Origin of the sequence: Mesobacillus selenatarsenatis SF-1 (assembly GCF_000813125.1) — a bacterium.
Lineage (GTDB): Bacteria > Bacillota > Bacilli > Bacillales > Cytobacillaceae > Mesobacillus > Mesobacillus selenatarsenatis.
This window is the reverse complement of record NZ_BASE01000008.1, coordinates 58,509-82,971: the sequence shown is the minus strand read 5'-3', so window position 1 is coordinate 82,971 and position 24,463 is coordinate 58,509. Positions and strand designations below refer to the sequence as shown.

General features: G+C 41.8%; 31 protein-coding genes, 1 riboswitch and 1 other annotated feature (1 of these 33 running past the window's edge). Of the genes, 2 read left to right on the top strand and 29 right to left on the bottom strand.

The window, feature by feature from the left end; genetic code table 11:
* Positions 1–19, bottom strand: a binding site (T-box leader); it reaches 230 nt to the left of the window's first position.
* 199 nt (positions 20–218) lie between these two features.
* The 6 genes from TY49_RS01735 to TY49_RS24475 form a co-directional block, all read right to left on the bottom strand.
* The gene (locus TY49_RS01735; protein WP_041964226.1) at positions 219–545 is read right to left on the bottom strand and encodes a winged helix-turn-helix transcriptional regulator; all 327 of its coding nucleotides are present in this window, start codon (positions 543–545) and stop codon (positions 219–221) included.
* A 637-nt stretch (positions 546–1,182) separates the two neighbouring features.
* Positions 1,183–1,977, bottom strand: coding sequence for a DUF2935 domain-containing protein (locus tag TY49_RS01730; protein WP_041964163.1), 795 nt, complete (start codon positions 1,975–1,977; stop codon positions 1,183–1,185).
* A gap of 190 nt (positions 1,978–2,167) precedes the next feature.
* Positions 2,168–2,383 carry a helix-turn-helix domain-containing protein gene (locus tag TY49_RS01725; protein ID WP_041964162.1) on the bottom strand — a complete coding sequence of 72 codons (216 nt, stop codon included), beginning with the start codon at positions 2,381–2,383 and terminating at the stop codon, positions 2,168–2,170.
* 10 nt (positions 2,384–2,393) lie between these two features.
* Entirely contained in the window at positions 2,394–2,885 is a 492-nt protein-coding gene (locus TY49_RS01720) for a DUF2975 domain-containing protein (protein WP_041964161.1), read from the bottom strand.
* 154 nt (positions 2,886–3,039) lie between these two features.
* Positions 3,040–3,201 (bottom strand): DUF3934 domain-containing protein, encoded by a 162-nt coding sequence (locus TY49_RS24060; RefSeq protein WP_084135345.1) that lies wholly within the window; start codon positions 3,199–3,201, stop codon positions 3,040–3,042.
* 165 nt (positions 3,202–3,366) lie between these two features.
* On the bottom strand, positions 3,367–3,513 hold the full coding sequence (locus tag TY49_RS24475) for a hypothetical protein (RefSeq protein WP_156972576.1): 147 nt from the start codon (positions 3,511–3,513) through the stop codon (positions 3,367–3,369).
* Between the two features lie 218 nt (positions 3,514–3,731).
* Here TY49_RS24475 and TY49_RS25360 point away from each other — a divergent pair, with 218 nt between their 5' ends.
* Entirely contained in the window at positions 3,732–3,857 is a 126-nt protein-coding gene (locus tag TY49_RS25360) for a hypothetical protein (protein WP_023614463.1), read from the top strand.
* A 39-nt stretch (positions 3,858–3,896) separates the two neighbouring features.
* Here TY49_RS25360 and TY49_RS01715 read toward each other — a convergent pair whose 3' ends face one another.
* Positions 3,897–5,429 carry a DUF4145 domain-containing protein gene (locus tag TY49_RS01715; RefSeq protein WP_232310344.1) on the bottom strand — a complete coding sequence of 511 codons (1,533 nt, stop codon included), beginning with the start codon at positions 5,427–5,429 and terminating at the stop codon, positions 3,897–3,899.
* Positions 5,430–5,756: 327 nt separating this feature from the next.
* Between TY49_RS01715 and TY49_RS01710 the strand changes: the two genes are divergently transcribed.
* Positions 5,757–5,936: a hypothetical protein gene (locus tag TY49_RS01710; protein ID WP_041964160.1), complete on the top strand. Its 180-nt coding sequence runs from the start codon at positions 5,757–5,759 to the stop codon at positions 5,934–5,936.
* A gap of 135 nt (positions 5,937–6,071) precedes the next feature.
* Here TY49_RS01710 and TY49_RS01705 read toward each other — a convergent pair whose 3' ends face one another.
* From TY49_RS01705 to TY49_RS01605, 22 genes are all read right to left on the bottom strand, one after another.
* On the bottom strand, positions 6,072–6,311 hold the full coding sequence (locus TY49_RS01705) for a hypothetical protein (RefSeq protein ID WP_041964159.1): 240 nt from the start codon (positions 6,309–6,311) through the stop codon (positions 6,072–6,074).
* An 83-nt stretch (positions 6,312–6,394) separates the two neighbouring features.
* Entirely contained in the window at positions 6,395–7,030 is a 636-nt protein-coding gene (locus tag TY49_RS01700) for a histidine phosphatase family protein (protein WP_052442048.1), read from the bottom strand.
* On the bottom strand, positions 7,008–7,727 hold the full coding sequence (locus tag TY49_RS01695) for an AIR synthase related protein (protein ID WP_041964158.1): 720 nt from the start codon (positions 7,725–7,727) through the stop codon (positions 7,008–7,010). The genes TY49_RS01700 and TY49_RS01695 overlap by 23 nt, the downstream gene beginning before the upstream one ends.
* 34 nt (positions 7,728–7,761) lie before the next feature.
* Positions 7,762–8,253, bottom strand: a complete 492-nt coding sequence (locus TY49_RS01690) for an ECF transporter S component (RefSeq protein WP_041964157.1) — start codon at positions 8,251–8,253, stop codon at positions 7,762–7,764.
* Between the two features lies 1 nt (position 8,254).
* Positions 8,255–8,839, bottom strand: coding sequence for a cob(I)yrinic acid a,c-diamide adenosyltransferase (locus TY49_RS01685; RefSeq protein WP_041964156.1), 585 nt, complete (start codon positions 8,837–8,839; stop codon positions 8,255–8,257).
* A gap of 13 nt (positions 8,840–8,852) precedes the next feature.
* Positions 8,853–9,281: a bifunctional adenosylcobinamide kinase/adenosylcobinamide-phosphate guanylyltransferase gene (locus TY49_RS01680; protein WP_041964155.1), complete on the bottom strand. Its 429-nt coding sequence runs from the start codon at positions 9,279–9,281 to the stop codon at positions 8,853–8,855.
* Positions 9,215–9,844 (bottom strand): histidine phosphatase family protein, encoded by a 630-nt coding sequence (locus TY49_RS01675; protein WP_041964154.1) that lies wholly within the window; start codon positions 9,842–9,844, stop codon positions 9,215–9,217. Before TY49_RS01675 ends, TY49_RS01680 begins: the two co-directional genes overlap by 67 nt.
* A complete protein-coding gene (gene cobS, locus TY49_RS01670) occupies positions 9,802–10,587 on the bottom strand; it encodes an adenosylcobinamide-GDP ribazoletransferase (RefSeq protein WP_041964153.1) in 786 nt (261 codons plus the stop codon). Before cobS ends, TY49_RS01675 begins: the two co-directional genes overlap by 43 nt.
* Positions 10,574–12,076 carry a cobyric acid synthase gene (locus TY49_RS01665; RefSeq protein ID WP_041964152.1) on the bottom strand — a complete coding sequence of 501 codons (1,503 nt, stop codon included), beginning with the start codon at positions 12,074–12,076 and terminating at the stop codon, positions 10,574–10,576. Before TY49_RS01665 ends, cobS begins: the two co-directional genes overlap by 14 nt.
* Complete coding sequence (locus TY49_RS01660) at positions 12,073–12,654, bottom strand: bifunctional adenosylcobinamide kinase/adenosylcobinamide-phosphate guanylyltransferase (protein WP_041964151.1); 582 nt, start codon at positions 12,652–12,654, stop codon at positions 12,073–12,075. Before TY49_RS01660 ends, TY49_RS01665 begins: the two co-directional genes overlap by 4 nt.
* Entirely contained in the window at positions 12,633–13,712 is a 1,080-nt protein-coding gene (gene cobD, locus TY49_RS01655) for a threonine-phosphate decarboxylase CobD (protein ID WP_041964150.1), read from the bottom strand. Before cobD ends, TY49_RS01660 begins: the two co-directional genes overlap by 22 nt.
* Positions 13,669–14,652, bottom strand: coding sequence for an adenosylcobinamide-phosphate synthase CbiB (cbiB, locus tag TY49_RS01650; RefSeq protein ID WP_041964149.1), 984 nt, complete (start codon positions 14,650–14,652; stop codon positions 13,669–13,671). The genes cobD and cbiB overlap by 44 nt, the downstream gene beginning before the upstream one ends.
* Positions 14,649–15,320, bottom strand: a complete 672-nt coding sequence (locus TY49_RS01645; RefSeq protein ID WP_232310342.1) for an adenosylcobinamide amidohydrolase — start codon at positions 15,318–15,320, stop codon at positions 14,649–14,651. The genes cbiB and TY49_RS01645 overlap by 4 nt, the downstream gene beginning before the upstream one ends.
* Positions 15,321–15,387: 67 nt before the next feature.
* A complete protein-coding gene (locus tag TY49_RS01640) occupies positions 15,388–16,362 on the bottom strand; it encodes an ABC transporter substrate-binding protein (protein WP_041964148.1) in 975 nt (324 codons plus the stop codon).
* 177 nt (positions 16,363–16,539) lie between these two features.
* Positions 16,540–16,733: riboswitch (cobalamin riboswitch) on the bottom strand.
* Positions 16,734–16,895: 162 nt separating this feature from the next.
* A complete protein-coding gene (locus TY49_RS01635) occupies positions 16,896–17,771 on the bottom strand; it encodes a proline iminopeptidase-family hydrolase (protein WP_041964147.1) in 876 nt (291 codons plus the stop codon).
* Positions 17,772–17,835: 64 nt separating this feature from the next.
* Positions 17,836–18,660 carry a VanW family protein gene (locus TY49_RS01630; RefSeq protein WP_041964146.1) on the bottom strand — a complete coding sequence of 275 codons (825 nt, stop codon included), beginning with the start codon at positions 18,658–18,660 and terminating at the stop codon, positions 17,836–17,838.
* A 157-nt stretch (positions 18,661–18,817) separates the two neighbouring features.
* Positions 18,818–19,945, bottom strand: coding sequence for a M14 family zinc carboxypeptidase (locus TY49_RS01625; protein ID WP_041964145.1), 1,128 nt, complete (start codon positions 19,943–19,945; stop codon positions 18,818–18,820).
* Positions 19,946–20,219: 274 nt separating this feature from the next.
* Positions 20,220–21,140, bottom strand: a complete 921-nt coding sequence (locus TY49_RS01620; RefSeq protein WP_052442046.1) for a DMT family transporter — start codon at positions 21,138–21,140, stop codon at positions 20,220–20,222.
* Positions 21,141–21,402: 262 nt separating this feature from the next.
* Complete coding sequence (locus tag TY49_RS01615) at positions 21,403–22,278, bottom strand: phosphotransferase family protein (RefSeq protein ID WP_041964144.1); 876 nt, start codon at positions 22,276–22,278, stop codon at positions 21,403–21,405.
* 96 nt (positions 22,279–22,374) lie between these two features.
* On the bottom strand, positions 22,375–22,536 hold the full coding sequence (locus TY49_RS24470; RefSeq protein ID WP_156972575.1) for a hypothetical protein: 162 nt from the start codon (positions 22,534–22,536) through the stop codon (positions 22,375–22,377).
* Between the two features lie 747 nt (positions 22,537–23,283).
* Positions 23,284–23,733 carry a MarR family winged helix-turn-helix transcriptional regulator gene (locus tag TY49_RS01610; RefSeq protein ID WP_052442045.1) on the bottom strand — a complete coding sequence of 150 codons (450 nt, stop codon included), beginning with the start codon at positions 23,731–23,733 and terminating at the stop codon, positions 23,284–23,286.
* 20 nt (positions 23,734–23,753) lie between these two features.
* Positions 23,754–24,230 carry a glutathione peroxidase gene (locus TY49_RS01605; protein ID WP_041964142.1) on the bottom strand — a complete coding sequence of 159 codons (477 nt, stop codon included), beginning with the start codon at positions 24,228–24,230 and terminating at the stop codon, positions 23,754–23,756.
* Between the last annotated feature and the right edge of the window lie 233 nt (positions 24,231–24,463).

The following is a 24,463-nucleotide window of genomic DNA, read 5'->3' as shown; positions in this document are numbered from 1 at the left end:
TTCTCTTCAACGCTATTATTAATTAGAATTTTAAAATATTTTAGCGGTAATATTAACTGATGTCAATATATTCCTCCCTATAAAGAAGCCAAAAGCTCTGTAATATCCTCCAGAACATAATGTTTTTTTAAACCTTACAAAAACAAGACTTATATGCTCCAAGCTCTTTTGGTAACAAAACAGAGGGCTACCCAGTTTTACTAAAGTGAGCTTCAAGGTCAATTCCCATGTTCTCGACCCCACTTGTGCATTTCTTCTAAAAGAGGTTTTAGAGATAGTCCCATTTCGGAAATGGAGTATTCCACTTTTGGTGGCATTTCAATGTATTGCTTTCGTTCAATCAAGCCTTCTTGTTCGAGCTCCTTTAGCTGCTGACTAAGCATTTTGTGGGTTATGCCTGGCAGAAGTCGTCTCAGCTCGTTATATCTGTAAGTGCCTTCAAAGCCAGGATGCCAGAGAATGATGAGCTTCCATTTGCCGCCGACCTTATAAAATGGTGTACGTTGAAGACCCATTCGGTAATATTTTTTGAAATTTATACCCATAGCTATGAACTTACCTATTCGCAAGGGGCCTACTAAGATGAAGAAGTGAATGTTGCCTCCCTATCATTGAGACAAAATTAACTAGGAAACCCAGGGACGTTTCTACGTATGAGAAAAATCGTTGGGTACGTTCCCGTGTCTCCCATTAAACAACTTTTAATAGACATTTGTAGCTTCCTCAGTTTCCGAAATGTCCTTAAACCAATTTAATAGACATTTACAGACTGCCCAGCGTCCGAAATGTCCTTTAAACCACTTTTATTAGACATTTCAAGCTCCCACAGTCTCTCAAATGTCTATTAAACACCTTTTATTAGACATTTCAAGCTACAACAGTTTCCGAAATGTCTATTAAACACCTTTTATTAGACATTTCAAGCTACAACAGTTTCCGAAATGTCTATTAAACACCTTTTATTAGACATTTCAAGCTACACCAGCTTCTGAAATGTCTATTAAACCACTTTTATTAGACGTTTCAAGCCCCGTCAGCACCTGAAATGTCTATTAAACCACTTTTATTAGACAATTCAATACCCCCAGTTACTGAAATGTCCTTTAAATGCACGTGCATAAACAGCATCGGGACGTACCTGGTGCTTGCAAAAAGGAAGCACATGTACGTCCCCGGGGTTCTTTATTGCTTTGCTTTTATAAGGTGAGCCTCATATAAATCGATAATCTCTAAGAACCTCTCTGCTTCTCTAAATGTATGGTCTGCTAAGAGGGGATGAATATTGCTTTTAATTCGGCAAGCCTCTATTAATTCTCTGGCTGTTTTCTTAAAGTCTCTTAGTGAAACTACTGAAACTCTGTTTTGGTCCAGGAATTGATCCAAGATTGGGACTGTTTCAGATTGTGGACGCATGGTGTCTAAATCAACCGCCTGGAATACCAGCTGATCAAAATCATGACTAAACTCATTAGCTTGATCTACTAGCTTTCTTTCGGAAGGGTCTAAGAGATGTCCGATGAATTTTGCATGGTCGGCCATAATTTTTAAAAAGAAAAGATTTTCTTGAATGATTTTATCAGGTTGGGGTGCAAGTTTTCCTTCGTTAAGCTCTTTTAACCTGTTGGCAAAATAAGCAGCTTCTCTGCTAACATGGTCAACCAATAATGGAAAATTATTTGTTCGGATTTCACAGCGCAGAGTTAAGCCTAATACCTTTCTCTTGTAACTCCAAATCGCAACAGCCGCTTGATAAACCTCATTGTTAAAGGCCTGAACTTGGCGTATATCCGTGTCCGCGGAAAACCTTGAGAGCTTTTCCTCGATACGCTCAAAGACATTAATAAATTGTTGAGCCTCAGCTATCAAATGCTGTTGTTCGTAAGTAAATCCGAGGCTTAAAAACAAAGCATGTTCCTTCATGATTCTGGACCAAAACTGTATTTCATCCAACGACCTGACAACAATCGGATTTGCCATTTTCCCCACCCCTAATACAGACTTCCCCCCATCATATGTGCGTGTACATGTCCTTATTCTTGCTATTCAAACTAACCATCTTCACATAAAAAAATTAATCTGTACCAATAAAAAATACGGTCATCCTCCTGCTCTGGATCACCGCACGTTTTATTCACTCAATTAGCAATTAACGATTCTGTCACTCATATCAATGCTCTTCATCACTTTTATATTCCAATATATCTCCAGGCTGGCATTCTAATGCTTTGCAAATTGCCTCCAGTGTGGAAAGCCGTATTGCTTTTGCTTTGCCATTTTTCAAAATAGAAAGGTTAGCCATTGTGATTCCAACTCGATCTGAAAGCTCTGTTACGCTCATTTTCCTTTTTGCCAACATCACATCAATATTAATTATAATTGCCATTATTATCACCTCAGACTATTAAGTCGTTCTCTTCTTTGTAATCGATGGCTTCTTTTAAAAGTCGCTGCAGAACTGCTGCAAAAACAGCAACCACCAACGGAGCAAAAACCATCCCCATTCCGATGAGGATAAGGCCCGGAGCATCATCTACCTCCGCTAAAACATAGACAAATGGGAGGGCAACCACGAACAATCCGCTGATAATGATCGCACTATTTTTGATTTTCTTTAGAGCGATTACAGATAAGTCAGAGAAAGCCTCGTTTCTGTCGATATACGTTAAAAGGGTAAATGATTGATACAGAGCGAAGTAAAATGGAACGGCCGAAACATACAGAACCATTAAAATTGCGTAAACCGCAAAAGCCAGATCTGAACCTCTTTCCATTGCCTCATTCGCCTCAGAAGCGATCTGAGGCAATAAAAACAGACACAAAGCCAAAACCGGTATGCCGATAAAAATTACAGCTACCTTCAAAAAAAGTGTTGAACCTTTTTTCATCACAAGCACCTCATTCATTTAATGTCAATTTGAATTTATCATGTTATTTATTGATTTACAATAAATTTTTATTAAAAATAGTAATTATTTTATTGAATAACACAAAAAAAGCGTCAATCCATTTCTGGATCAACGCCTTGTTAAACTACAGTCACTATTTTTCAGAGGCTTCATCCTTTGAAGCATCTCCATGTTTTACACCTTTACTTTTGTACGGCTTGAAACTCTTAGCTTTATTTGCACTAGCTTGCCAGCGATTCCAGCCTTTCTTGCCAGTACCTCTTCCTGTTCCGCTCTTGCCCTTTGCTTTACTCAAAAAATCAACTCCATATTCTTGTACGTTCATTGTTTAGTTTTATCCATTTTCTTTGTGTAAAAACCAAATCATCATAAGTATTAATCATATACCAGTCAGCCATTTATTTCTACATATAAAAACAGTCCAACTCACTTTGGAATCGGACTGCAAACTGATGTGTTTTTAATGCACTCGAATGATTTCATATATATCTTCATCGTGATGAACTCTAGTATGTTTTGATTCGATTCTTTCAAACTCCTCATGTCCGACCTTTGGCAATTCACCAATCCACCAATTTTTGAATTCATAGATAAGGTCAGCTAACATTGCGATTCCTCCCGGAAATGAATAGTGTTTTATTTACACTCTTATTATACTTGTGAAGAGTTTCACATGTAAAGCGCTTTCATTATATCCGGAATAGCAAAATAATATAGAATTATGAGAAATTTAACCAGCTCTATTTAAAAAAATAGATTCATTTTTGCAGAATAATCCCCCAGACTTTGAACAAATAATACTCATGATAAGAAGGAGGTTTTTTTATGCCAAATCAAAATGACAACAAGTTCAGGAAAATCCAATCTGAAAGCTTCAAGCAAGGTAAATCACAAGAGGAATATGCAGCTGAACTGGAAATGAATAAGTTAAAAGCGCAAAAGAGAAAGTAAGCCAAAAATGCCGTGGCGACTGCACGGCATTTGGCATTTCTATTTACCCTTCAATAAAGGTATATCCACCTCAACACCCAGACGCGTCAAGACTTTCCCCAGTGTCTCAAGGCCCGACTTAGGATTAATTTTCGTTTCTAGATAATATACTTCACCTGTAAGTTGAGACTGATAGGTATGAAGCTGCGTAAATGGTCTTTGATCTGGATGGATTGGCTGGAGAGCAATACCATAACGCTTGCCATTATCGGTAGACCCTAGGATGATCCCCGCTTTTACCAGATCGTACAAAGGAAGACGATTGTCTTCGATCCATTTCAAGGCTTCCTTCCAGATCGCAGGAACGCTAGAGCCCTCAATAATAGATTGACAGCCATTCATCTTTACTTTTACATATAAAGATTCCCACTTCTTGAAGCTTTTCCGCTCTGTTGAAGTGTCGTCATCAGCATGCACGGACTTGTCTGTTACCTTTGCCTTCAGCTGGTCGAACAATTTTTCAACAGTCCCTACTCCAACATTGGCATACTTCGCTAAAATCACCAGCTCCATTGGCAGCTGGCCAACTGTGTAAATCTGGTCCTCATTCAATTGCCTTAGCAAACTTGGAATACCCGTGAAATCCTCAGCAGTTAACGGAACCTTTTTCAATTCTTCCGTCACAACAATATGACTCGCTTTGTAAAAGAAGAACAACTCCCCTTGACGCTTTAATGTCAGGTTTCTGCGAACTTTCTCCTCTTCAATAAAGGTTCCAAGCTCTTCGAAAAATTGCTCATCATTCTTCTCGTTATAACGCTTCACATTCTTGTGCAGGCCGTCGAGATCACCTGGGAGCTCACTCATGATCCGTGCTTCTTGTTCAGCACCAAGACGAATCAGAAAAGTTTCCGATTTATCAAATCGCTGCGGCAATAGAAACGCATCCCGCAGGAAATAAGGAATCTCAAGTGACCTTCCTTTATAAGTGATCGTCCGGATTGGTGTAAAACCAGGCGTTTCCTGAACTTCAACTGCAGGAGAAGCAACAGCCGCTGCAACCTCTGCTTTCGCTGGAGTTTCTGCTTGTTGCGGAGGATTTTTCAACAGATCCTCCAAACCCTTCAACCTGACCTCAAGCTCAGACATATCAAACGTTTTTTCTGCCTGGGGAGAAGGATCCTGATATTCCGGCACAGTTACATCCACAGGACCGTACACCTCAACATACCATTTCACAATGCTATACAAGGCTTCCCATGATAAAAGCGCCTCTGAGAAGCGGAACATCCGCGCATCATGTGCCGCCTGGTTTCCCATTCTACGTACCAAATGCAGCGCATCGCGAATCTCAGGAATCAAATAACCCTGATCATTAAGCAGATCTAGCCGTTCCTTCAAACCAGTCCGTGGGTCCTCTGGCATCCCCTCTGCTTTCGTTACCTGCTGCAAGATATTTTCAATAAACACCCGTGAATGAGTCAGCATCGTTCTCGGGCTGGAAAAGATACTATTATCTAATTCCTTAGCCAGCAATGCCAATTCCTTTGAAATCGGCTCTAAAAACTGATAAAAGTATGTATTTGTATTCATAAATTGGTCCCCCGATTGTAGTCTTCTAAGATTTTATCATAATAATAGTCTCTTTTTAGCTTAAACCGGAAAATGGAAGACCACCTATTTGCGCGGCGGGAACTTTTATTCGCTAATAACCGGAAGTTATTCGCAAAAAATGACTTTTTTGCAAAAAATGATTTTATTCGCAAAAACAACCCTTTTTTCGCAAACTGGAAATTATCTTCGATTTTTACGAATTTTTCATTTAAGTTACAAACGGTCTCCTACTCTAAAATAAAGACATAAAAAATACACTCCATGCGAATGAATATAAAACAAGGATTCAATTCCAGGAGGATAATTATGAGAAAAGTCATTTGCATCAATAACGAAGGTTTAGAGTTGGAATTCAACGTAGGTGATAAATATGATGTGGACAGAGAGTTTGACACAACTTATATAGTGACCAACAAACTTGGTAAAAGGCATACCGTTTTTAAAACTCATTTTGCACTAGTTGATGAATCAGAATCAGCGATCTAATATCCTATTGATGAGAGGACATTAACCACCAGTAGCAGTTTACTGCGTATAATTCATACAACTTCATCCAATTTATCAGGATTCCCGTCCAAAACCCAACAAAAAAATCCCTCGACATCTCGAGAGATTTTTTTATCATGCATATTGAATTCCGGCTGCTTTTACCTTATTGATATCCCCGGAACTGCATGGTGTGACGCCGTATGTCATGCCGCAGCTTGGGCAGTTTGTGATTACAGCTTCCATCGTGAACATTTCTCCGCATTCACATGCGATCTGGTGCGCGACGCGTGGCTTTATTTTTTCCTTACCTTTACTCTTCACATGGTCAACAATTGCTTTGCCATCTTCTAATCTAGAACATCCACAGCTCATGAGAAAAACTCCTTTATGTCTTAATTAACACTGTTAACATAGCATAAAGGGTTTACGAAGCAGTATAAGAAAAGTCACACCCATCAGGAACAATGTGATATACATGCTTCAAGATGGAGCTCTTTTTTTCCATTCTCGATTGTTAAAATCGTTAAGCTTGTACCATGAATAAATGGCGGGTCCCACAATTGCTTTATGGAAGCATCTCGGCAAAGAAGGTAAAGAGTCTTGATGACGACTCCATGCGTAACAATCAGTACATTTCCCTCTTTGAACTTCCTTTGCAGATCTTCTAAGAACTCCAACAATCTTTCCTGGACTTGTAAAAACGTTTCTCCACCTTCACCAGCAAAGGCTTCCGGTTCGTTCCAGTAGGCATCGTATGATTCCGGAAATTGTTCTCTAACATCGGAATCCGTTTTCCCTTGCCAGTGACCAAGATCAATCTCCATCAGCCTGTCATCTGTAGTCAAAGGAATTTGCCGCTCCCTTTTTACAAGTGTTGCTGTTTCCAACGTTCGGCCGCTTGGTGAAGAAATGATCTGGCAGAACTCGGTATCTTTAAGTCGTTCACCCAATGAGCGCGCATCTTCTATCCCCTTAACCGTAAGTGCCGAATCCAGGCGGCCCTGGCTTCTTTTCTCTTTATTCCATTCCGTTTCGCCATGTCTGATTACATATAATTGAAGCACGTTCTCACCCCAAATAATGGATTTCATGATAGTACCCGCCTGCCTCGGAAATCAGCTTTAACTGCATACTTTCCGGATAGACAGCAATAAAACAGGTTGATGGCCCTGAAGACTTTGACAGATTAAGATTTGAAACCAAATTTTCCTCAGTAAAATGTATATCTGCAAAAAGGCTATTAAGTTCAAAGAGAATGCCTTTCGAGCCAACCGGCATCGTCGCAACAGATTGAAGCCCGCAAATCCGTTCAAATACAGCTAACGGGACAACCTCAGCTTCCCTCTCGACTACTTCTTGCCCCACAAGCGGACGGCCAATAACTGCAATATTGGTTTGATTGGTGAAGGTCAGCTGATCAACTGCTTTTCTGCCTCTTGTTTTCCCGATTACAGTTATACCAACAGCCGACTGATTCATGGAAAAATTACTTTCCGTGCTTCCCGTGATGCTTATATTCGGCTTCCCCAGTTCAGCTATGCCCTGTTTTATTCCTTTTAAAAGGACGTCCCAGGCATCTTCACCGCAGAAGTTCTGCAGCGTGACAGCAATTGGCTCGGCACCGGCGCTCATACACTCCATTACTGCGACTCTGAAAGAATAGTAAGCAACGGTTTCATAAGGGACTTGAACCGCATCCCACTCCTTCAAGCCGATTGAGCCACTATTGTCACTCGCAATAACCAGATTTTCATTTCCAGTTAAAGGAATCATTAATATGTCTCTCAATGAAATGCCCTCCTTCAAGATTTGTAATCACTATCTATGTCTCTCTTGATAACGGAAGGCTGTGTTCCAGCAATTTTACAATCCTAGGTAAAACAATGAGAGCGAGTAAAGTATTTAATAATGAGCCTGCAAAAAGGGATGGCACAATTGCCAGATAAAAAGACTTACCCATTAAAAAGATAAAAGGAAGCGGAGCAGCGAAGCTATTTCCCATGATAAATAATACACCAGCTGACCAACGTTTACCATTTTTATACAACAACGCAAACAGATAGGCCAACAGAGCCATCTCGCCAGCAACTAATAAATGAAGTGGGCCGAGCGGCATTCCGCCGATTATAGCCGAAAGCAAATGGCCAAGCCCGCCGGCTGCCGCACCAGCAGGTCCACCCAACAAGCCAGCTGCCAACAATGCTGGAAAGGAATCCAATGCCACACTTCCAATGACGGCGGGTATTTTGATAGAAGCCCCAACAGCTGAAAGGGCGATAAACATGGCCATCCAGGACATCTTCCTACTCTTCACTCTATTTTTCCCCCTTGCGTTTTCCTTCTCTGAAAACTCTTCCGCTGCGGACATATTCAACATCCTTGAGGTTTAGACGGTAATTGATCACTCTTGCGAGAGCAAAGAAATAATCAGACAATCTATTTAAAAAATGCAGTGCAGTTTCTGAAACTTCTGGATCAGCCTTCAACAATGAAACAACCAATCTTTCAGCTCTTCTCGTAACCGTGCGGGCAATATGGATCGAAGCTGCAGCAGGGGCGCCTCCCGGTAAAATGAATCTTTCAAGCTCAGGAGCTTCAACAATCAGCTCATCAATTTTCTTTTCAAGATACTCAATTGAATCCTTTGTCAACTTAAGTTCCCTCGACTTTTTCACATTCGCTAAGTCTCCGCCACAGTCAAACAGTTCGTGTTGGATTTTTTCAAGGTCTTCTAGTACATCCTGAAAAATCGACGGATCTAGCTGGGTTACAGCCTGGCCGACAAAACAGTTGACTTCATCCACGGTTCCATATGCTTCAACCCGAATATCATCTTTTTCAACCCTGCCTCCGATTATGCTCGTTTTTCCTTTATCGCCTGTCCGCGTATATAATCTCATCGTCCATTCTCCTTTATTTTAGTTTTTGGCTGATACCATACCATATTACATCTGCCCGCTCAGCAACAGACATAATATCCTGGTAGATCCACCCGGTAATGTCGCGCCACCTGCGGTCCTCAGATACCATCGGAACAATTCCTTTTGAGATATCACAGCCGATTAAAATGACTTTCCGCTGACTGTCCTGATTTTCCCACTCAAGCCATTTCTGGATTAATGACTGCCATTTCTGCCGAGTCTCATCCAAACTTATGCTCACAGCCGATTCCCTGAGCCAGACTTCCAAGCCTTCGAAAACGACGATTTTCTCATTATCAGGCTCAAGAATGGGGTCTTTTTGATAGGCTGAATGCCAAGAGTGCTCGGTCTCATTTAGCTGATATTGCTCCCTGACCCATTTTGATTTGCCGTTAAATGCTCCTCCTGTAACGAAATGCAACGTTCACCCCTCCTTAATGCTTCGATGTCCCACATTAATTTATATCCATGGCCATATGGAATTCTCCATTCCCAAAAATCTTTCTTTTCAGCAGCATATCGGGCCAATAAATAACGGATAACTCCACCGTGAGTCACCAACGCTGAACTTTTTGATCCTAGGTCCAGAATCTCCTCGGTTAATTTCCGCCATCCTTCCTCCACCCGATGAGAAAATACAGCAAACGATTCTCCGTTCGGAGGTGTGACCTTGAAAGGTTCAGCAAGCCACTTTTGATACACTGGCTGGTCCTTGAGCTGTTCATAAGTTTGACCTTCCCAAACGCCAAAATTCAGTTCCCTGAACTCTGGCATAAGTATTGGAGTTTCTTGAGGGAAAAGAGTCTTCGCGGTTTCTCTGCATCTTCCCAGGTCACTTGTATAAATTCGGTTATAGCAAACAGGAAACTCTGGGAAAACCTGCGCCGGAATCAAAGGTGAATCGGTCCATCCCAGATATGCCTGGCGGTTATTTTTCTCCGTCATCCCATGGCGAAGTAATGTAATAACCACAGTGTCATCCATAACAAAACCTCCGTAAATTCGACACTTGCTCCAAGGGTATCACCCGTCATTCCACCAAACCATTCAATGATTTTTTTCCGCAGGAACAGAAAAATGAGAAAGGAAGCAAGGATATAGCTGGCAAAGCCAATATATAAATCGCTAACAAAAGAAACTCCGGCAAAAAAAAGAAGATAAACAGGGTAAATCCATAACGTACTTTTTGTTGAAGCATTTTTAAACAACGCACCCAGTCCTTCTTTTCGAGCCGGCCTTACCACAAGGAGCAAAAGGCCCATCAACATCCTGCTTAGAAATGGGATAGCAATTGCTAGCAGATAAGTAGCACTCTGCAACATCAGTATTATTTCATAAATAAAGAAGAATTTTGCGCTTAACAGAATGATTACCGATATGACTCCAAATGCACCTGTCCGCGGATCTTTCATAATATCCAGACGCTTGTCTTTGTCACCGTACGAGAAAAAGGCATCACTTGAATCAATCCAGCCGTCGAGATGGATTCCTCCGGTTACAAGGATGGCTGCAAGCCAAAGGGCAAACGCCGCCGCTAGAGATGAAAAGGGTGTCCATTCAACAATGGCATAAAGCAGACCTGCGTAAATTCCGCCTTGCAGTAACCCGAGTAAAGGAAAAGTCTGAATCGCTTTCTCCAAATGCTTTTTATCCATTGGCAATTCTAAAGGAATAGGAATCGTCGTGAAAAATTGCAAGTTAATGAGAATTCCCTTAAACCAACTCATGTCCGGTTCCCCACTTTTCAGAAATTTCCTTCAGCCCTTCCCAATCAAGATGACGCTTGATATGGGCAGCCAATTCATCGTACTTCTGATCCTTTAGCCTGCTGATATAAACAGGGTCACGTTCTGGTTCGCCTTTAGCCTTGCGAATGGAATTGAGCCAATGATTTCTCCATTCATCATTGTTGAAGAGATGGTGCAGGTATGTGCCAATTACGCGCCCATTCTTTCCATAATAGCCTTCTTCCTTACCGTCCTTTAAAAGTAAGAACCGCTGGCATTCAGATGATAGCAAGGTTTCGCCAAGATGGATTTCATAGCCTTCAACAGACAGATTGAATCCTGTATTCGGGTGAACCACGGCTTCCGTCCGAGTCGTTGTCTTGTCTGGCAAAAAGGCGGTGACTGCAGGAATGATGCCCAGCCCTTTTACCTGAGCAGAAACCAATCCGGTGTCACTTCCATATGGATCGATAAGCCTCTCGCCGAGCATTTGATACCCACCGCAAATTCCAGCAATAAAACCGCCATTCTCAGCATAGTGAACGAGCCAGGTGTCAAACCCCGCTGCCTTAAAATACTGCAGATCCCGTATCGTGCTCTTGGTTCCAGGCAAGATAACGGCATCAGGATGTCCAAGTTCATCCAGTCTGCTCACCCAGCGAATGGAGACGTCCGCTTCAAAATAAAAAGGCTCGATATCACTGTAGTTTGAAATGTATGGAGGCTTTATTACTGCAATATCCAGACCAGTTCTGTAGGTTGAGGCAGGAATGGATAAGGAATCCTCTCCGTCAATCATATGGTTTTCAATGTACGGAAGTACACCCAGAATAGGAATGCCCGTCTTAGATTCAAGCCATTTTACCCCATCCTCGAATAATGACAGGTCACCGCGGAATTTATTAATGATCAGCCCTTTCACGCGCGACCTCTCCTCAGGCGTCAGCAGTTCGAGAGTTCCAATGATGCTGGCAAAAACCCCGCCTCTGTCAATATCCGCCACGAGTACCGCAGGTACGTCGGCAATTTCGGCTACCTTCATGTTGACAAGCTCCCGGTCTTTCAAATTAATCTCCACAGGGCTTCCGGCACCCTCCATCACAATCATCTCAAACTCCTGATCAAGATTTTCAAAGGCTGTCTGGATTGCCTTTAGGCCCTGTTCATAAAATGCATCCCGATACTTCTTTCCGGACATCGTTTTCAAAGCTTTCCCAAACAGGATGACTTCCGAATGCTGGTCCGACCTGGGCTTCAGCAATATCGGATTCATCATTACGGTTGCCTCTGTCCTGGCCGCCTCAGCCTGGATTCCCTGTGCTCTGCCAATTTCTTTTCCATCTATGGTCACATAGGAGTTATTGGACATATTCTGCGACTTAAACGGTGCTACCCGTATGCATTCATTTGCGTAGGCTCGGCAAATACCAGTCGCTATCAGGCTTTTCCCAACATCTGAAGCTGTACCTAGTATCATGATCCCTTTCATGTATTGCCAGCACCCTTCATCAAAATCGGCACTCCAGCCTCTACTAAGTAAGCATGATTGCACTCTTTTACGAGAGCTTGATGAAGCTGGCCAAGAACCTTTGAGTAAGCAAAAACCAGCTCCTGAGCAGCCATTGGTTCCCATAGGACCTCATTGCTGACAACTATTAACGCCCTTGATTGCTTCGCTACTTGTTTAATCTCATCTAAAATCTTGTTGTATACCGTTTTTGCATATTCCCTGTCCTTCCACTGGCCTTCCTCATGAAAAAATTCATTATTCAATAAGGTTGTCAGACAGTCCAGGAGAACAATATCATTCTTCGAAAGTACACTTGAAAGCGGGGAGAGGTTCCTCGGAATCTCCCAGGTTCTCCAATTTAAACCGCTGTATTCACGATCCTGTTGGTGACGCACGATTCTCTCTTTCATTTCATGATCACTTGGTTGTCCAGCAGCGACATAGTGCAGCTGGCCGGAAACTTCGGCTTCCCATTTACCGGCAAGTATTTCGGCAAAACGACTTTTCCCGCTGCGAGCGCCCCCGCTTATAAAAATTAAAGACGACTGTTCAGCCATTCATCAACCGCCCCCATCAATTTGTCATTGTCACTGCGCCCCTTGATGGCAAAACGAAGCCATCTTCCCTCAAGCCCGGGGAAATTAACTGTGTGCCTTGGGATCATTCCTCTTGTAACCAGGTATTTCAGGAAAGGAAGCTGATCTTCCATAGAAGGATCCTTCAATAAATAAAAATTAATTCGTGAAGGAGAAACCTGCAGGTTCCGTTCTTTATAAAACTGAAAAAGACGCTGTCTTTCCATTTCGATAAATGTAATTGTTTCTGATATGTATGTTTCACAATCGAGGCACCATTCTCCTGCCTTTAAAGCAATGGCATTTATGCTCCAGTGTGGCTGGAACGAGCCGAGACTCTTGATCACGGATGGATCAGCCAGCAAATAGCCCAGCCTCAGACCAGGAATGGCAAACATTTTGGTCATCGACCTGATAATAATTAAATTCGGATATTCATTTATATATTGGGCGATTGATTCGTACTCCGCGAGAAAATCGTAAAAAGCCTCATCTACAATCAATAGACATTTATGCTTTCTGCACTCCTCCAGCAACTGTAGAACCATAGTTTTGGGATAGTAGACACCTGTTGGATTATTCGGATTGCAAAGAAATACAGCATCCGCGCCTGCAAGCTTTTCACATAAGCCATCGCCTATCCAATCCCAGCTGTCAGGCTGCAATTGATGGTACTCCACCTGGCATCCATTAACCCTGCACGCTTCTTCGTATTCGGAAAAAGCCGGCTGGACAATCACCACTTTTTTCCCAGATAGCATCCTCCCAAGAAGAGAAATGATTTCCGCGCCGCCATTACCAAGCAGGATCTGGCTTTCTTGCAATCCCTCCTGTTCGGCCATTTTTTTCTTTAGGACCGTTCCTCCGGGATCTGGGTATTCAGTAATAACCTTAAACAGACTTCCCCAATTTTCTTTTACTATAGGAGGTGGTCCAAGTGGATTAATATTCGCGCTGAAATCAACCCTCTCACTCGGAAAAGGCAGATTCATTGCTTCAAATAAATAGTGAGGATTGGAACCATGAGATGGCCATTTCATAAAGCGAACCTCCCAGCCACAGCAAGATGATAAAGAGTGGAACAGTCGCTGTAACGATTTTATTTGCTACTAAAATATGATTTTTTTCAAGTTTGATCAGCGCATCACCCATCGTCGCACGCTTGGAAATGATACCTTTATAATAATTTACGCCACCGAGCTGGACACCGAGAATGGCAGCAACAGCAGCCTCTCCCCAGCCGCTGTTCGGACTCGGATGCTTTTTGGCATCACGCCTTACCAACTTCCAGGCATCTGTTCGGGTCATGAATAGCGGACGCTTGCTAAGCAGTATGCAAATAGACGTAATCCTGCTGGGTATCCAGTTAGCAGCATCATCGAGCCGAGCAGAAGCCCAGCCGAATTCAAGATATTTTTCGTTCTTATAGCCAACCATGGAATCACATGTATTAATTGCTCGATAGATAATAGCTAGAGGAGCTCCGCCCAACAGCGCCCAAAACAGCGGCGCGGTAATTCCGTCGCTCGTGTTTTCGGCTACAGTCTCTACTGCCGCCCTGACAAGTTCCGGTTCTTCCAGCAATTCAGTATCACGGCCAACAATCCAAGAAAGCTTATGTCTCGCTTCTTCTAAATCTTCGTTTACGAGTGGATAATATACCGAAAGTGCCGCTTCCTTCAGGCTCTTTTGCGCAATTGTTGTCGAAATCAGTATGGCTTCCACCATGATTCCGGCAACCGGATGAAGAAGGTAGAAAACAGACGTCACCAGGAGGGCAGCGCTTCCGGCGATCAGCAGGACGACAGCGGTCATCGCCACTCCTTTTGACTTTCTATTAGGACCGACATTCAAGCGCTGGTCCAGCCTGTTAATCAGCGATCCCATCCATTTGACAGGGTGCGGCCAATCCGGGGGATCACCAATAATCAAATCAATGATGACAGCTATCGTCAAGGCGATAAGATGATTCAGAATCATTTGCTCACCCTTTTCCTGCTGTTCTTGATGGCGCTCACCGTACATTCATGAATACCATTGCCAATCACCATGCCCAATGGTGTAATACTGCCAGCATACTCCAGCTTTTTTCCTTGCTGGGTAGCTGCAATCAAGATACTGTCTGTAGATGTACCTGTTGCTATCGTCCCGGTAAAACGGTCCCTGACCTCCAAATCGTGCAACGCCTTTGTTTTCGCTTCTGTAGCCGTCATAATGCTTTGGATAAAAGCTTCCTCTGTCAGCTCTCCGTTAATAAATACCCACGTATTAATTGTTCCCTGGGATTTTTCATATGGATTTTGCCCACTCCTCGAGACGTCAACAGCATTACCAACCCCTGCGGTAACCACGATAAAAACAGAGAATCCTTCTTCCTGATATAGCTTAAAGCTTACATCCTCTAGCATTACAGCCGTCATCATCCCCACTGTTTTGGCTGGGTCGAATCCGTGCTGACTTAAATAGTGAATCATTTCTTGGCGGTGGTCACTGCAATCGTAATCTTTGTCCACATGCCGGTTGACGAAGGCGTTGTACCATCCGGTACCTGAGCCGACAACACCAGAAGACATTGCTTTTAAGGGAATAGGTGATTCTAATACAACGAACTTTTCAGATATACTAAGAAGAACTTGGCCTATTTTCACTTGCTCTGCCCCCTCTGAAATAGTTTCAGCTGTCTGGGTAACGGGATTTTTGGCAGTGAAGAACTTATTATTTAAAAATGTCCGGATAAACAGCTTTTGCAAGCTCCTCTACTCCCTCGGTAAGCCTTGGACCTGTACGCGTAACTTTATCAGAATGGACATCTACGACACGGTTTTCTTTAAGAGCCGTGATGGTCTCCCAGCCTTCTCGGCTTAAGACGTTCTTAATTGGCTCTGGAGTATAGTAGCCATATGTTGTTACAATCACGTCAGGATTGCTTTTAATGATCGACTCTGCTTCCATCTTTGGCCATCCTTCTTCTGTTACAGAGTTTTTAGCGTTAATGATTTGCAGCATTTCATCAACGAACGTATTTTTACCAGCAGCATATAGGTCCGGTGCCGGTGAAACCTCAACTAACACCGTTTTCTTGTCTTCCTCTTTTATTGCCTGTGCTTTTGCTTTGATGTCCTCGACTTTCTGTTTCATATCCGCAATTAATGTTTCCGCCTTTTCCTTCTCACCTGTAGCTGTGCCAATCAAACTGATCGTCTCGTAAACTTCATCGAAGTTTGTTGCATCGTTTACGACAAGAACCGGAATCCCAGCATCTCTTAGCTGTTGAAGTCCTGCTTCACTATTATGGGCACTGGATTCATGTGCCAGGACAAGATCAGACTTTAATGAAAGGATTTTTTCAACATTGAATTCCATTCCGCCAATCTTTTCTTTTTTTGTCACTTCTTCAGGGTAATTATCAAAATCAGAGACGCCGACAATTTGTTCTCCCAAATCCAATCCATAGGCAATTTCCGTATTGCTAGGTATCAGTGAAACGATTTTTTCTGGCTTCGCTTCAATGGTGACTTCCTTTTCCGTTACATCCGTTACTGTGACAGGGAATTTCATTTCTGCTTGCTGTGCTGTTTCATTTTTCTTTGCAGTGTTTTCCTTGTTCTGATCGGCATTGCCGCCACCACAGCCTGCCAGTGCAAAAATTGTTAATAATAGCGCAATCAAAAAGGCATTAAACTTCTTCATCTCTCATTCCTCCAAATAATCTTTTAATCAATGTAAATAGGCTTGCCTTATTGGCACCCTCTAAGAAATCTGTCTATTAAACTAAAAAAACACCTCCATTTTATACATGGAGATGTTTGTATCGGTTCCTCTGATAGAAAGCCAGAATCGTTCCAAACACCTCCTATCCTCGTAGGTTGTGGCGCTAAGAATCAGGCAGGTCTCCTGGCTCATGGTCATCGCTTTCAAGCGCCTTCCCATACTAAGTACAGTGGCATTGGCTTGAAGCTCCCATTTACAGTGGCGGGACCGCGTTGGATTTTCACCAACTTCCCTATTAAGTCTATAAACGACAACTCCGTCTATAAGACACCAGATTCTTTGTGTATTAAATTTTCCGCTGATTGTTATTATACACAAAATAATGTCGGCATAAGTAATAATTTGTATAAAATTTCCGCGAAATTTTTTATCAATCTAAAAAACTACGAACCATTTTTTTATCCGACGCTCCATATAAAGCAACCTTAGGACAAAGCAAATGGGAGTGAAAGTTAAACCTGGCGATCCACTTTTTTCAAATAATCCCCAATCACCTGCAAATACTCTTCCGGTTCTTCCATATAAGGCATATGGGCACTTTTTTCAAAAACATGGAACTCAGACCCTGGCGTTAAACGGGCATAATACTCAGTCGATTCTGGTGTTGCCTCATCAAAACGGCCGCATGTATAAAGCGTCGGACACTCAATCTCACCCAGCTGAGGTGTGCAGTCGAAAGTCTTAAGATTGCCCTTCACCGTAAATTCAGATGGCCCCCACATTGTTTCATACACAACAGGGTTCTTCATGCCAGCTCCAGCTTTCAGCCACTCTAAATCTGGCTCACCTCGGAATACGAATTGCTTATTGAACTCTTTGATTGCTGCCTTGAATTCTTCAGAATCCGTCTCACCGCTTTCCTCGCAGCGAATGATCGTCTCCTGTACGTCTTCCGGCAGCTTGGCAATATTCCTTTTCTGGTCCTCTTCCCACAACGGTGCACTCAGGCACGGACTTGAAAAAATCACGCTCTTCACTCCGCTCGGCTTTGTCAGCACATAAGCTGCTGCCAAAGTCGTACCCCATGAATGTCCAAGAATATGAACTTCATCTAGCTTCAGCGCCTCACGAACCTGTCCGAGCTCCTCAACAAACCGGTCAACATTCCAAAGCGACAGATCATCCGGACGATCCGACTTCCCGCAGCCAAGCTGGTCATACATGACAACAGGGCGATCCTTGCCCAGCGCCTTCAAACCTTTTAACGAATAAGTCGAAGACCCTGGCCCACCATGTAAAATAACAACCGGTGTCCCTTCCGCACCCTTATTATAAATTTCATACCAGACTCTCCCGCCGGTAACCTCTACAAAACCTTCTTCGTACATATGTAATCCTCCTACTTTGAAATTAATCCCCTACAGATTTACTTTTTCAAAAACCTTATGTATTCTAATTAACTTTCTCAGTCTGTTGCTCCAGCAAAGGTTCATACATCATGATCGCGTGATTTTCAGTAACGAACTCATCATCAATTTGTATTTTCTCCTTGTTGAATACCTTTCGGTGAATGGTATTATGTCTAACATATCCTCCCCAGTATTCCCGAGTGATTAAATGCTCCCGTTCATACACTTCATACGTTTGGATCGGTTGGGATTCGGACCTCCATTCACCAACTAAATGAGTGTCACTCAAATAAACAACTAATTGATAGGTGTTGTTCGTCTCATTTTTAATTTGCAGGTCAAGGTAATTATAAGCACAAGTAGCCCCACTGCCAAAAGGCTGACTTCTTTTGGAATCTGGAAAAACATCGTAGCTATGCCGATACCTTTCAGTAATGGTTAATGGAGTGTGCAAAGTCATCCAATAGATCAGGTTTGATAATTGGCATAGACCCCCGCCAACCCCTGTCGTAACCTTTCCATAATGAAGGATCATTCCATCAACATAACCTTTGCTCTTCGTTGTATTTCCAAGTAACCGCCAATAAGAGAAGGTTTCACCAGGCCGGATGATCACTTTATTCAGCTTTTTGGTAGCGATTTTGAGATTTTTCACCTTGTTATGCTGTAACCACATATCAACATCCTTCAATTCCCGAAGGAGCAAAGTTTGATGGGTGAATACCAGCTGTTTCAGCGGACGATCTTCTTTTTTCACAGAGAATTTCTTGTCCCCGAAAATCCAATCCAAATATCTTTTGGAACGGTAATACTTTTTCCCAAGATAAATTCTCACAGGGCTTCTTTTAATAGGCTTTAAAGACTCCATACGGCCTCCTTTTAGGGTTGCATCCTTTTAAAAAAACTAAATCCAATACCTAATAAGTTCGCCTCAACACGGAAATTTCCTTTTTAATAGTGATCCGAATGCAATCAAAAAAGAAAGTGTCCCAATCATCGAATTGAGACACTCCCTTACAAAACTATTAATAGCCGCTGTCAGGTCCAACAGGTACAATTCCATTATAATCCGTCATATATCCTGCAAGAGGGTAATACGGGATGTTATACCAGTCTTCTGGATTCACCTTTTCAACTTCTCCAGTTACATATCCGTGTACCAACGATTTCAAAGCCAGGTAATTCTGCTTTGTCAGGTATCCATTTGATTTTTGGCCAAGACTTCCATCAGTAGAATTTCCTTTTGTCTCAAAGAATACAGCAGGGTGACTATGGTTTTCCGGGTTCAGACTCTTGTAGTTCAGCCCCATCATCATCGCTGACACAACTCCGCCCTTGATATCGATATCGTAGGCTGTTCCTTTTTCTCTATCAATCCAGACTTGGTAGCGGTCAATATGTGTATAGCCATAATCTTTCAAATCATCATAGACATAAGCCATCATCTGCTTTGTGATGTCATTATATCCTGTACCAGGAAGTGTAGGTCCATCCGGAGCAAGAGAGATTCCAAGCGAGAATGAAGTGGACTCGTTCGTTCCATAGACTTGCTTAAGCCCCTGGTGGTGAAGGTCGATGGCGAAATCAGGCTTAACATCCGCCCAGTAGGCATAAACCACTTCTGATTCTTTTGCTTCAAAACCGTTAAGAGTCCAATCACGATTCAAATCAATCAATTTTCCGCTATCAGCCAATTTCGTATGGCGAATGTTCATTTCTGCTCCATCCGGATTATACATTGGGATGAAATAAAGTGTTGCCTCTTCAAGCACCTTTTCAACATCCTTGTCTCCGCTTTTCGCATACGTCTTTAAAAGCTGGAGTGCAGCTTCGGTAACCAATTTCTCGTTTCCGTGGATTTGAGCCTGAATCCAGATTTTTTGAGGTCCTGTCCCCACTTTTGCAACATAAATACTTCTGCCCTGTTCTGACTTTCCATACTGATCAAGCGTCGATACTTCTACCTGTCCCTTGCTGCTACTCTCAATGTCTTCAAGGATTTTGATAACTTCATTGTAAGAGAGGGTACTGTTAATGTTAGTATTACCATTTGCAGACGGCCCTCCAGGCTGTAGCGCTGCATATGCAGGTGCGCTGAACGCAAGCACAAGGATCAAGGCAGCCGTTGCGATTTCCATTAATCTTTTAACCATTTTATGTATCCCCTTTCTAAAAAGTCGTCGCCCCTTATTCCACCCCTCCTTCTCATACATTTCGGGACGCTAAATAAATGATATATTAACTTAGCAACATTTTAATAGTGTAAAAAGTATGAATGTTTTGACAATATGAGACAAGTACTTGAATAAGCCTTTGGACCCTTCATCTATTAAAAAAGTCATAGAAAAAGTAAAACAGGTACAACAAAAAAACAGCGAACAAATCGCTGTTTCAAAGTTTATATATTTTTTGCGCTGTCCACTCAATTTAACCCTCTTCAACCAACTGCACTGCTTTCTTTTTCGTAAAAGAAGTAATGAATACCCCAATAAAAACCAGGCATCCGCCAATGATTTGCGGAATGGCAATCACCTCGCCCAGGATAAAAAACGCTGCGACTGTACCAAATACCGGAATTAGATTCAAAGAAATCGATGCTTTAGATGGACCGATCATTGCAACCGCACGATTCCATAACAAAAACGAGCATATGGAGGGAAAAATTCCTATGTAAAATAGAGCACTCCACTCTGCAAGATTTACTTCACCGACCGGAACGAACGCCAACTCTATAGCCACAGCTGGAATCATCACCATAAAACCAAGCGCAAGCGTAAAACCGAAAATTGCAAGCGAAGGCAGCTTCCCGGAAATCTTTTTAATATAAATAGAATATAAAGACCACGAAATCACAGCCAGCACCATAATTAAATCGCCAATATTAAACTGCAAAGCTAGCATCCTCTCAACTGACCCATGCGTGATGACAATCAGCACACCGACAATTGAAATCACCATCGACACCCAGTACTTCAACTCCATTTTTTCTCCAATCAGAAGAGCTGATAGCAGGAAGATGAAGAGAGGACTAGTACTATTCAATAAAGTTGCATTGATCGCCGTCGTGTAATTGACCGCCCAATAAATCAGCAGATTAAATCCAACTACTCCGGTCACCGCCAGGAATAACAGCAGCTTGAAGTGCTCCCTTAAGGCTGCCCTTTCATGTCTGAACAGCTTGATGATAACCGGAGACATGATGAGAACGCCAATCCCCAGACGGGTGAAAGAAATCGTCACTGGCGTCAGCGACCCAGCAAGAAACTTTCCAGCAACCGCATTGCCGCCCCAAAATAATGCAGCACCAACCAGAAGTAAATATGGAGCGTTTCCAAGCCTCTGGATCAATCTGTCTCCCTCCTTACTTTCACCAATTAGTTTTATTCCGAACATGGAATCCTTTATTACTTCTACATTATTATTATAATACCCTTTTATATAAAAACCGCGAGCCGGGGTACACTCTTTTTCATTATTATATAAGATATGAATGAATTAATTATAAATAATCGTATTAAAAAGAGGAATGCCGCGTCGCCGCGGCATTTTTTTCTTTTATTATTCATTCCTGTAAAAAATTCGAAAGCCGTTAGCAGCTCTTCAGCCATAACTATCTATAATCCCGAATACCAGCTTCAAAAGCCTGTTCATCATCATTTTCTATTCCATGCAGTGCCTCCTGAAGGGCGAAGGTACTTTTATAAAAATGAACACGCTTAGCTATTTCTTTACCGTTCGGATATTGATCAATACACTTATTAAAGAAATCTTCACCATAACTGGAGAGCAGTCCCGCAAAGTCATACGCCGGGTCCCCTATACCAGACCCACCAAAATCGATGATACCAGAAATTTCATCAGTCCCTGAATTCCATAAAATGTTGGAAGCACCGAAATCCCCATGAATCAAGGCAAGATCTAAGTTTGAAAGTGCCTCTCCACTCAAGAAATCCTCGAACGATTCTGTTACACTGATTTGAGATTCCTTACTCATAAAAGGAAACAATTTATGTTGAATTTTTTCATAAAGATCACTCATTTCCTCACGAGGATGACTTGCCTCCAATTGTAATTCCCGACTTGCTAATTCTCCAGATATAGAATGCAATGCTGCAAGAAAAGAAACCAGTTGTGACGCCAGCCCTCTAAGCTGCTCATCACTCTTGATTTCAAGTAAACTTTTCCTCCACAAAGGATTGCCTTCAATTAAGTTATATCCAGTAAAAACTTTACCTGGTTCTAGCTCATCAAAGGCTTCGTATATTGGAATCGGGATGGGCACCTTTACGAAGTCTTTTATGTATTTTAAAATCTCGGTTTCTCTTCTTAATTGAATGATCCCTTGTTTATATTTGGGGAATCTGAAAACCAGCGATTCATTGACAATAATGACGTCATTATTCTGGCCCATTTCATTATCATAAAAATCGTTAATTATAAGGTCAGGATGTTCACTTTGTATCTGTTCAATTAACTTATGATTCATTCAATAGTTCTCCCTTTTCAATAACTGAAAATTTTTCTCCTATCATAACTCCAAAAAAAAACAATTTCACCTTGCTCTAAGATTCTATTAAGAAAATTATGATTCATCATCTTTTGAGGGCTTGCTATAATAGTAATTCTTAATGTTATTACCAGAATTATTGCCAAAACCATTTTTCGCTGGTGAAATTAAGAAACCCAAGACAATGCCCATTGAAAACGCGAATGCTGATAACGTGAATATTTCTCTTTTCTTCATACTTTACTCCTTCGAATTAGATTTGATCATACTTTAAGATGAAGCTACAAACTATAAGACGAACTTCCTCGTTGCAATAGCAATTCACCCAACTATTTACTCTAAAATTAGTTTTTTATATTTGCCAAGAACTCCCCTATATTAAATCCCAAATGATAGGAACCATACCAGATCCATAGGGTTATGAGTAATGTTGTTAGGATTGGAATCCTTTTTAAAATCAATCTCTTTTTAGGACCCTTCATACAGATAACTCCCTTTTACAGTAAAATATTTCCATTAAATTATCTCATAAATTTGCCCTATACTCAATATGTAATCTCTTTTCTACTAAAATATTACACTTTTAGAAACCTGAACCTCTCTTTGTTCCCTGGTAGACAAATTACGGATAACATTCTGGATAAAAATTAGCAGTATAAGCATTGTTCGTTAGGCTACATTAGGTTCAGAAACTCAGACAACGAAAATAAGTCCAAAGCTTATTGAGAACAACAAAAAAAGGAGCAAATCGCCCCTTACTGGTTTTTCAATATGTGTTTAAAATCTTTTATTTCGCTTTCGTGCTTAATAGAACGAGCAGCTAGCGTATCCATAACTCTTTGTTGATCTCCCAATAATTGACCGCTTTGCCCCGCAAACACCGAAATACTGCCCAAACCTGGGGCTACTTCGAAGCACAAGGTACGTCCCTTCGTTTTCTTAAATTAAGAAAAGCACAGGCAACCTACCCTGTGCTTCAACTCGTCATTTTACCTTTTCCTTATTATATATATTCAACTTCCCCCGTAGCACTCTCAACTGCTTCATCAACTGCTTGTACTCTTCATACTCGATGTTGCACAGCTTCAGTTCGGTGGCTATTTTTTGGACAATGGCTTCTTTTTCTTCCAGGGCTTTTGGCTGGAGTGAGATGCAGACTTTCCTTTCGTCTGCCGTCGACCTCTCCCTTTTCACCCAACCGCTGGCTTCCATCCTTTTGATCATCGGTGTTAATGTTCCGGTGCCAAGGTTCAACTTTTCTCCAAGTTCTTTAGCGCTTTGTCCATTCTCCTCCCACAGTGCCAGTAGGACTAGATATTGCGGGTAGGTAATTCCGAATGATTCAAGTGCTTTGGAGTATAGTTTATTGAACTGGCTTCCTGCTTCATAGACTGCAAAACAGAGTTGATTTTCCAGGGTTAAAAAATCATCCAATTGACTCATCCTTCACAAGCTTATAATAGATTTGCGATATCCTTCTCAATTTTACTAGGTTCAGTCGTCGGTGCATAGCGTTTTACCACCTTGCCATTCTGATCAACGAGGAACTTGGTGAAATTCCATTTGATATCTTTTGAAAGCAAGCCGCCTTTTTGATCCTTCAGGAACGTGAATAACGGATCTTCATTTTCCCCGTTCACATCAATCTTCGCAAACATCGGGAAGGAAACTCCATAGTTCATCTGGCAAAACTGCGTTGTCTCATCTATATCATTGAACTCCTGATCGTTGAACTGGCCACATGGGAAACCGAGAATTTCTAAACCTTTCTCCTGGTATTGGTCATACATTTCCTGCAACCCTTTAAATTGAGGTGTCAGCCCGCACTTACTAGCAGTATTGACAATCAACATTGGTTTTCCTTCATATTCAGTTAAAGATTGCTCCTGGCCATTTGTCTTCTTAACGGTAAAATCGTATACAGTTTTCATTTATAATTCCTCCTCAGAGTACACATATATATCGTGTACGATTTAATCGTATCAGATTTTATTTCCGTTTTCAAATGTGAGGAGCAATTAAATCATCTTTCTCTTTTTATTCTGTTAAAAATAAGATACAACATCTTCGGTCAACAGGGATTAATAGTAAAGTAATTAACATAACCATCCTGCCAAATCGGCTATCATTCCAAAACATAAGGATCAACAAGAACAAAAAGCGC